Source organism: Kribbella hippodromi (assembly GCF_039531045.1).
GTDB lineage: Bacteria > Actinomycetota > Actinomycetes > Propionibacteriales > Kribbellaceae > Kribbella > Kribbella hippodromi.
In genome coordinates this window covers 65,847-73,895 of record NZ_BAAAPH010000003.1, presented here as the reverse complement: position 1 = coordinate 73,895, position 8,049 = coordinate 65,847, and the positions used below count along the sequence as shown (strand labels likewise).

Genomic DNA, 8,049 nt, shown 5'->3' with positions numbered 1-8,049 from the left:
TGCCCGTCCCGGACCCGCCGCGCGATGGGTAGCTGGTGGGGATTGCGGATGCCCGTCCCGGGCCCGCCGCGCGATGGGTAGCTGGTGGGGATTGCGGATGCCCGCCTCGGGCCCGCGCTGCACCGTGGTCAGCTGGTGGGGACTGCGGGCGCTCGCCCCGGACCCGCGGCACGCCATGGGCAGCTGGTGGGGAGCGTGGGCGCTCGAGCAGGTGTCCGTGGTCTCCGCGGGGTGTACGTCCGTGCGATGGGACCCGGCTGAGGGGTCAGAGGGTGTGTTCGGTGGCGGTGTCGGGGGTTAGGAACAGGAGGACGGGTGGTGCGGTGTTCGGGAGGATGGCGGCGTACGCCTGGAGCTGCGGTGCGTAATGCGCTACTCGACTGGCAAGTGCCGCCGCGGGGATGGCGTCGGTCTTGTAGTCGACGATCGTCAATCGCCCGTCGTCCTCGCGATAAATCAGGTCCACGAATCCTTCAAGCACAGTGCCATCGGGTTGGACAGTGCCCACGTACGACTCGCGCCAATGCTCCCGCGCAGCCGCCCGCCGGACGACCTCGGACGCCAACGCCGATCGCACCAGCGCGGTCACGACGTCGGCGTAGTCGAGCACCCCTTCGGCCAGGCACTGCGTCGCGACCGCGGCTTCCAACCCGGCGCCGGTGGAGAGGTCGACCACCTGAAGTACGGCGTGAACCGCGCGCCCGATCGCCGTACCGTACCGTCCCTTCGACCAGGGCGGCAGTCCGAGATCACGGGCAGCCTTCGCCGTACCAGGGTCGATGTCGGTGAGCGTCGCCTCGGGCCCAGTACCTTCCAGACCGGACGCACTTTGCGCGGACCGGGCCCGGCTCGCGGCTTGCGCGGTAGCGGCCCGGGCCTCCCACTCCGTACGCGAAATCGGCGGTGTGACCTCCGCGCCGGCCGACGGCTCGCGGTCAGGTACGGGCGGGCTGTTGAAGAGGGTCGCGTACGGCGCCTCGACACCACCCGCTGTCGCCAGGAGCTCCGCATTGCTCGAGTGGCGCCGGTTGCCCGAACGGTGCAATGACACGACCAGGTGATCGCGCGCGCGGGTCGCGGCGACGTACAGCAGGCGGCGCCGTTCGTAGTCGTCCATTTGCTCGTCAACCGGCTGGACCAGGTCGAAGTCCTCGGTTTGTACGGAGGACTTGAGCTTCACGGCGTACCCACCGTCCGGCGGCCAGAGCACTTGCACGCCGCGCTGCCGGTTCGGGGCGGCGGTCATGCCGGACAGGATCACGATCGGGAACTCGAGCCCCTTCGCCGCGTGGATCGTCATCACCCGGACGGCGTCGGCGTCCGTTTCCGGCAGCACCGCCTCGGCGACGCGGGACGTTTCCTCGCCCTGGTGTGCGGCCCAGGCCAGGTACGAGCGGAGGCCGCCGTGCTCGACCTCCGACCAGGCGCGGGCCTGATCGACCACGAACCGGATCCGGCGCCAGGCGTCGCGGGCGCGCGGGCCGATCGCGGCGACCTCGAGCATGCGGCGGTCGGCGACGATCTTCGCGAGCACCTCGCTGGGGGTGAGCCAGCGGGCCGCGTAATAGGTGCGCCGCAGCCACTCCATCGCGGCGCCGACCGGATGTGTGAGGAGCTGATCGGGGACCGGCGCCGTCAGGGTGAAGGTGCCGCCGGAGCGTTTCCAGGTGAACAGGTCGTCGTCACCGCAGCCGAAGAGCGGCGAGCGCAAGGTGGTGACGAGCGCCAGCTGATCGCTCGGGTCGCCGAGTGCGCGGGCACAGGCGAGGAGGTCGCGAACCTCGGCGGTCTGGTAGACGAGCGAACTGGCTTCGGCACGGTACGGGATGTCGGCGCGGTCGAGCGCGTCCTCCAGGAACGGCAGCGAGGTACGAGCCGGAACCAGTACCGCGATATCGCCTGCGGCGGCCGGTCGCCACTTCTTCGCGCGCTCGTCGTACACCAACCAGCCGTCCCGAAGCGCTTCCTCCACCACTGCCGCGACATCCGCCGCCTCCCGCTCCCGCAAAACCGAAGCCTGCGCCCGAGGCAAGTCCTCATGCGGCACACCACCCAGCACAACCACCGCAGGCCCACCCGCCGGATCAATCACCTCGGCATCAGGTGATTCCTGTGCTGAGGCATCCGACGCACCGTCCTCGAGGTCAGACACCGGCTCGTCGCCCTGCAAAGCACCCGACAACACCTCGCCCCGCCGCCGGAAGGGCAACACCGTCGCCAGATCCCCGACCTGCCCGTCAGCATCCGTGGAGCTAGAGCCCGCGCCTGCGCCGGAGCCGTCCGTACCGGACCTGTCTGTACCGGAGCTGTCCGTGCCGGGGCTGCCGGTGGGAGAGGCGGCTGTGCTAGGGCTCCCCGTCGGCGCCCCATTCTCGCTCTGCTCGTACGGGGCGGGGTCGTCGAACAGGGTGGGGTCGTCGAAGATGGAGAGCTGGTCGCCTTCGACTGGCGTCGGGTCGGGGGAGCCGCTCCGCCCGGGGAGCGCGGTGGTGGTTGGGCGGGGGATTGGCGTACCGCCGCGGTTGGTGGTCGTGCCGGGGCCATCGGATGATGCGCTGAGGTGATCAGCTGATGTACCTGCGCGGGCGGAGGCGCCGGGATGCGTGGTGGGGTTTTGGCGGTGGGGGGCCAGGGGCTGGTACGCGGGTTGGGCTGCCTCCTGGGGCTGGATCAGCGTGGTGAAGACGGTGTTGATCCAGGTCAGGATGGGTGGGACGGTGCGGAAGTTGGTGGTGAGGGCGACGGTTTCGCCCAGCAAGTTCTGCGCCGTCAGGTACGTGGCGATGTTGGCGCGGCGGAAGCGGTAGATGGACTGTTTCGGGTCACCGACCACGAACAGACGCCCGTCGGGGACCTCCACCTCTTGCCAATCGTCGGCGTCCGCCTCGGCGCCGCCGGCGATGCGTACGGCAAGCTCGATCTGGATCGGATCGGTGTCCTGGAACTCGTCCAGCAGCAGCCGCTCGAAGCGTTCCTGCAGGTCGGCGCGAACGCCGGCGTCGCGACGGAGCAGGTCGCGGGCCAGCACCAGCAGATCGTGGAACTCCAGCCGCCCCTCGGCGCGGCGCAGCTCGGCCGACTCCAGGACGCGGACCGCGAGCCAATGGGAAAGGTGCCGAAGGCAAGCATCGAGGAGGAGCTCGACCAGCGAACCGGCCACCTCGACCACCTCGCCGCAATCCGCACGGAGCTTGGCGATGTCCGGCCAGTTCTCCTTGCGCCCGATCCGGCCGACCTTCAGCCCGCGCAAGATCTGCAGGATCGCGAGCTGCGTCTCCTGATCGGACGCGGCCTCCAGCTGCAGCCCGAGCTCGCGAATCTGCTGCAGTTTCGGCAGCAACCGATCCTCGGCATCAAGGCACGACTCCACCGCCAGACCGATCTGGGCCGCCGCCGCGATCAGCCCGGTCAGATCCGGCATCGCCACCAGCTCAGGCGGATCGACCAGTACGCGATCAGCGATCAAGTCCCAGTCGTTGCCGAACAACCGAGCCAGCGACCGCAGATGTTTGAGCTCAACCCCAACCGCCATCGCGAGCAGCAGTGGCTCGGCGATCGAGTCGTCGTCAAGTAGTTGCTGCTGCAGCTCGGCCCAGCGTTCTTCGAAGGCGACCGACGAACCGACCTCGTCGAGTACGTCGATCAGCGGCGGAAGCCCGGCTTCGATCGGATGTGCGAGCAGGATCTGTTGGGCGAACGCATGCAACGTACCGATCGAGGCCGAATCAAGATCGTCCAGCGCCGCATCGGCGAGCGCCCGATTGTCACCGCGCCGCGCCTTCTCGAACTCCACCCGCAACCGATCGCGCAACTCCGCGCCGGCCTTCTCGGTGAAGGTCACGGCCGCGATCGTCCGCAGCGGTACGCCATCGCGCAGCACCAAAGTGGTGACGCGATCGACGAGCGCATGGGTCTTGCCCGAACCGGCACCCGCCTCGACGAACAGCGTGGCCTCGGTGTCGGACCGAATCCGCTCCCGCGCCGAACCGTCGAGCAACACGTCACTCATCCTCGACTCCAGCATCCGCCGCGGACAAATCAGGTAGCGCTGTCGGGTCGATCAACCGGACCAACCGCTCCAGCACCGGATCATGACGCTTGCGATCCCACCGAGCCCGTACTTCACTGTGCCCGATCCCATCAGGGTTGCAGTACGGACACTGGACCCACAGGAAGTCAGGTACTTCGGGCGCCTTCGGCGGAAACTGCCCAGCCGCGATGGACGACACGATCACCTCGAGCGTCTCCACGTACCGCTGCTCGACCTCAGGCGTCAACGGCACCGGAATCCGCCGCCCGCCCTTCCGCACGAACCAGTACGACGCCTCGACCGGAGTCGACTTCTCGCCGAGCCGGGCACGCGCCGCGTACGCGTATACCGGCAACTGCAGTTTCGTCCCACCCGCTACCGGGTCGGTCTCGATCCCCTCGTACCGCGAGAAGCCGCCGGTCTTCACATCGGTGACGTAGATCGTCCCGTCCGCGCCCAGATCGACCTTGTCCGCGGAACCACGCAGCAGCACCCGGCCGGACGGCACCGGAATCTCCACCGGCGGCTCACCGTCAAACCCGAACGTGAGCTCGCTGGCAACGACCGACGCCCGCTTCTCCGCCCGCCAAGCGTCATCGTCGTCGAGCAACCGCATCAAGTCGAACAGAATCCGGACTCGCTCGCGCTGCCACAACCGCGGATGACCGGTCAGCCCTTCCGCCTCGAACCGATCGGCCAGCTCCGCACCGATCACCAGCAACAACTGCCGCTGCTCAGCCGTCCACGGTTCGCCGTACCCAGGCAGCGAGCCCGCGAGCCGCGTCACGAACGTGTCCAGACTGTGGTGGATCAGATTCCCGATCTGGATCGGGGAGATGACCAGGAGATCCTCAGGTGCCTCCAACGGCTCCACTTGAAGCAGTCGCTGGACGAAGTACGCATGCGGACACGTCGCGTACGACTCCAGCGAGGTCGGCGACGCGATCCGATCCTCCACCGCGTACTCAGGTAGGCCCGAAACCCCCGACAAATCACCATCGAAGCGAGTGAACGCGTTCGAACCGCGCCCGCGCAACAGCTCACGGGCCTGCACCAGCACGCTGTCGTTCACCCACAACCGCGCCGCGGCCGCGCGCGTCTGCCACTCCTGCTCCGTCGCCGGCATCGTTGCCGTCGTCAACGATCCGGCATACGAGGCGGAGGTGTGAAGCACCTCTTCGTGCCGATCCCACTGGGTCGCCGGGAGCGCGTGATCACCCGTCAGCTCACGCAATGACCCCAGCAACCAACGCGTCGGCAACCGCCGTGACGACCGCCGCAGGTCGCCACGCGGGAACGACGCCACCACCCGCGCACCCGCCGAGAACGCGACCAGTAGATGCCGCTGCTTCTCATCCAACCGATCCCGGAACGACGCCAACTCCGGCGCCGCCGCCTCACGAACTCGATGGGGGAGCAGCGCGTCCTCATGTACCCGCCCCGGATAAAGATCCTCGGACAGACCGACGACGTACACGATGTCCGCCGACAACCCGACGCTGGCCGACAACGGCGCCACCAGCACACCCGTCCCGAACGTGCCGACCCGTGGCAGCGACTGTTGCAACTCCAGATCCAGGACATCTCGCAGCACGGCGAGGTTCGCCGGTGTCCCGAGCTCATCCAGCGTCGACAGCCCGGTCAACGAACCCTCAACCGCAGCCGCCGCGTACTGCTCCTCGACCGGCAAGGACGCGTAGTCCCCGAGCAACTCCTGGAACAGCTGCAACACCCCAGAGGCCAGCGAAGCCCAACTCTCCAGCAAGGCAAGCGCATTCAACCGGCGCCGAAGCTCCGAAGCAAACGCATGCAAGCGCTCCGCGGTGGTTGCGTTGTACTGCGCCCGCCGCACCGCTGCCGGCCGCGGATCGTCGGCCGCCTCCTCCTGATCAGCCGTCCGCCGCTCGGCCTCTGCGTACCGGGCGAGCCGCGTGTCCCAGTCGTCGCCCCGCACCACACCGGCGGCCCGTGACATCCGCTCCCACTGCGGCACCGGGATGCGCTCGCCGGTGAAGTCACGCGTGGGTGCGTTCGCCAGCGCACGGAAAACATCGGCGCGAGGCAGGTCCTGGTCGACGAGTGCGAGCACTTCGAGCAGCGTCCGCGCGATCGCCCGCTCGTGCACCGGGCGCGTACCCGGCCCGTTGACCTGGATCTTCGCTTCGCCGAGATGCTCGTGCAGCAACCGCGCATACGGCGAGATCGCCGAGTAGAGCACCGCGATCCGATGCGCGGGCGTGTGTTCAAGAGCGGCCACCACGTCCCGTACGACACAACGCACCTCGTCGTCGGCGTCGGACGCGTTCAGGATCTCGGTCGCGACCGGATAGTTCTTCGAGATCGACGGTGGCAGGTCGATCCCGACCCGCTCCAGCGAACGCCGGACGGCGCGATCGGCGCGGCGGACGTCCGTGAGGCCGACGATCACGGTCAGATCGGCGGCCGCGTCACCGAGCGCGGCGACAAAAGCAGCCTCGGCCTGGGTCAGCTCCTGCGGAAGATAGAGGACGAGCGCGCCGAGCTCACGCACGACCTCGGGCGACTCCGCGACCCGGAGCGCCGCGGTGCGGAGCAGATCGGTCTCGTCATACCAATCAGTCGCCAGCTCGCCGGTGACGTGCCGATGCAGGCGAACCAGGTCGGGCCCCAGCGCTGACGCGTGCGCGACCTTGGCGAGGGTCGGCTCGGTCAGATCGCGGAGCTCTCGATGCGCGGAGCCGAGCGCCTGGATGGTGGCCGGATGCTCGGCGACGTCCTGGAAAATGCCCGGCGCCTTGGCCAGCGCCGCCCGCCAGGTCGCGGCGACGATCGGGCGCGTGGCCGGCCGGCGCGGCGACAGCAGACCTGCGGCCACCTGCTCGGCGAGGCGCTCGAGAGTGGCCAGATACAGCCCCGCGACGGTCGTGCGCGCGAGGTGGCGGCGGGCGACCACACCCGCCAGATTGTTCGGCAGCAACAGCGTGACAGGGGTCATCGGATCGTCTGCCTTGAGCCGCGCCACGACGGCCTGCAGGCGCTCCAGCGCCGCGGCACCGTACGCCGTGCTCTCGATCCGGGTGCTACTCACCACAACCCCCGTCCTTCGACTGTCATCGCAGACGGTAGACCCTGCCACGGACAAAAAGATGACCGGGCGCGAAACGCCAAGGTTTCTGCGCGGGCGGCGGACGGCTCGGACAATGAAGAAATGACCAGGGAGCCGAGGATCGCGCGGGTGCTGCTCGTGCTCGTCTTCGCGCCCGCGGGCGGTCTGTTCGGCAAGGCCGTCGCCGAGGCCGCGCAGGTCCGGCCGTGGTGGCCGTGGCTGCTCGCGGCGGTGGTTTGGCTGCTGATTTCCGGCATGATCTCGATGGCCGTGTCGAACCACGCCGACGAGCACAGATAATGCTCCGATGGCTGCCGCGGTGCATCACGTCGAGATCTGGGTTCCGGACCTGTCCCGGGCCGTCGCGAGTTGGGGCTGGGTCCTCAACCGGATGGGCTGGAAGGACGGTGACGGCTGGCCCGGCGGGATGACCTGGACCGCGCCGGACGGCAGTTACCTGGTGGTCGAGCAGAGCCCGGCGATGTCGGCCGGCGAGCACGACCGGATGCGGCCGGGGATGAACCACCTCGCGCTGAACGCCGCGAGCCGGGCCGAGCTGGACGGGATCGTCGCCGAGGCGGCCGGGCACGGCTGGACGCTGATGTTCCCCGACCGGCACCCGTACGCCGGCGGGCCGCGGCATTACGCCGCCTTCCTGCACAACAGCGACGGGTACGAGCTGGAGATCGTCGCGGAATAGTTCGTGAGACGACCAATGCCTGGAGTGACGGATGGGGCTCCTGGTGTGACATTGTTGGACCAGGCAGTTTGCAGGCAGGTCGCAGGCAATCGATACGGTCGCGGGGAAGTGTGAAAGGGCGGTGCTCGTGACGGAGGAGCCTGACGGGGCAGGTATGCCCGGATCGGCTTCGCGCTCTGCGCGCACGGCAGACACAGGGCGCTCTGCGCGCACGACAAACAGTGGGCGTTCTGC

4 protein-coding genes are annotated in these 8,049 nt (G+C 68.7%); 2 read left to right on the top strand and 2 right to left on the bottom strand.

All coding sequences use genetic code 11. The features are described 5' to 3' along the window. Window positions 1-265: 265 nt before the first annotated feature. Together ABD260_RS05195 and ABD260_RS05190 are read right to left on the bottom strand one after the other, a co-directional pair. Entirely contained in the window at window positions 266-4,009 is a 3,744-nt protein-coding gene (locus ABD260_RS05195) for a UvrD-helicase domain-containing protein (protein ID WP_344232166.1), read from the bottom strand. Next, window positions 4,002-7,097 (bottom strand): PD-(D/E)XK nuclease family protein, encoded by a 3,096-nt coding sequence (locus ABD260_RS05190; RefSeq protein ID WP_344232165.1) that lies wholly within the window; start codon window positions 7,095-7,097, stop codon window positions 4,002-4,004. The genes ABD260_RS05195 and ABD260_RS05190 overlap by 8 nt, the downstream gene beginning before the upstream one ends. 120 nt (window positions 7,098-7,217) lie before the next feature. Between ABD260_RS05190 and ABD260_RS05185 the strand changes: the two genes are divergently transcribed. Together ABD260_RS05185 and ABD260_RS05180 are read left to right on the top strand one after the other, a co-directional pair. Then, window positions 7,218-7,415 (top strand): hypothetical protein, encoded by a 198-nt coding sequence (locus ABD260_RS05185; RefSeq protein ID WP_344232164.1) that lies wholly within the window; start codon window positions 7,218-7,220, stop codon window positions 7,413-7,415. A gap of 7 nt (window positions 7,416-7,422) precedes the next feature. Continuing rightward, window positions 7,423-7,815 (top strand): VOC family protein, encoded by a 393-nt coding sequence (locus tag ABD260_RS05180; protein ID WP_344232163.1) that lies wholly within the window; start codon window positions 7,423-7,425, stop codon window positions 7,813-7,815. Window positions 7,816-8,049 lie beyond the last annotated feature (234 nt).

What these genes read in the sequence shown, in the direction of transcription:
- ABD260_RS05195 (WP_344232166.1), bottom strand. Translation starts at nt 4,009, where the DNA reads ATGAGTGACGTGTTGCTCGACGGTTCGGCGCGGGAGCGGATTCGGTCC.
- ABD260_RS05185 (WP_344232164.1), top strand. Translation starts at nt 7,218, where the DNA reads ATGACCAGGGAGCCGAGGATCGCGCGGGTGCTGCTCGTGCTCGTCTTC.
- ABD260_RS05180 (WP_344232163.1), top strand. Translation starts at nt 7,423, where the DNA reads ATGGCTGCCGCGGTGCATCACGTCGAGATCTGGGTTCCGGACCTGTCC.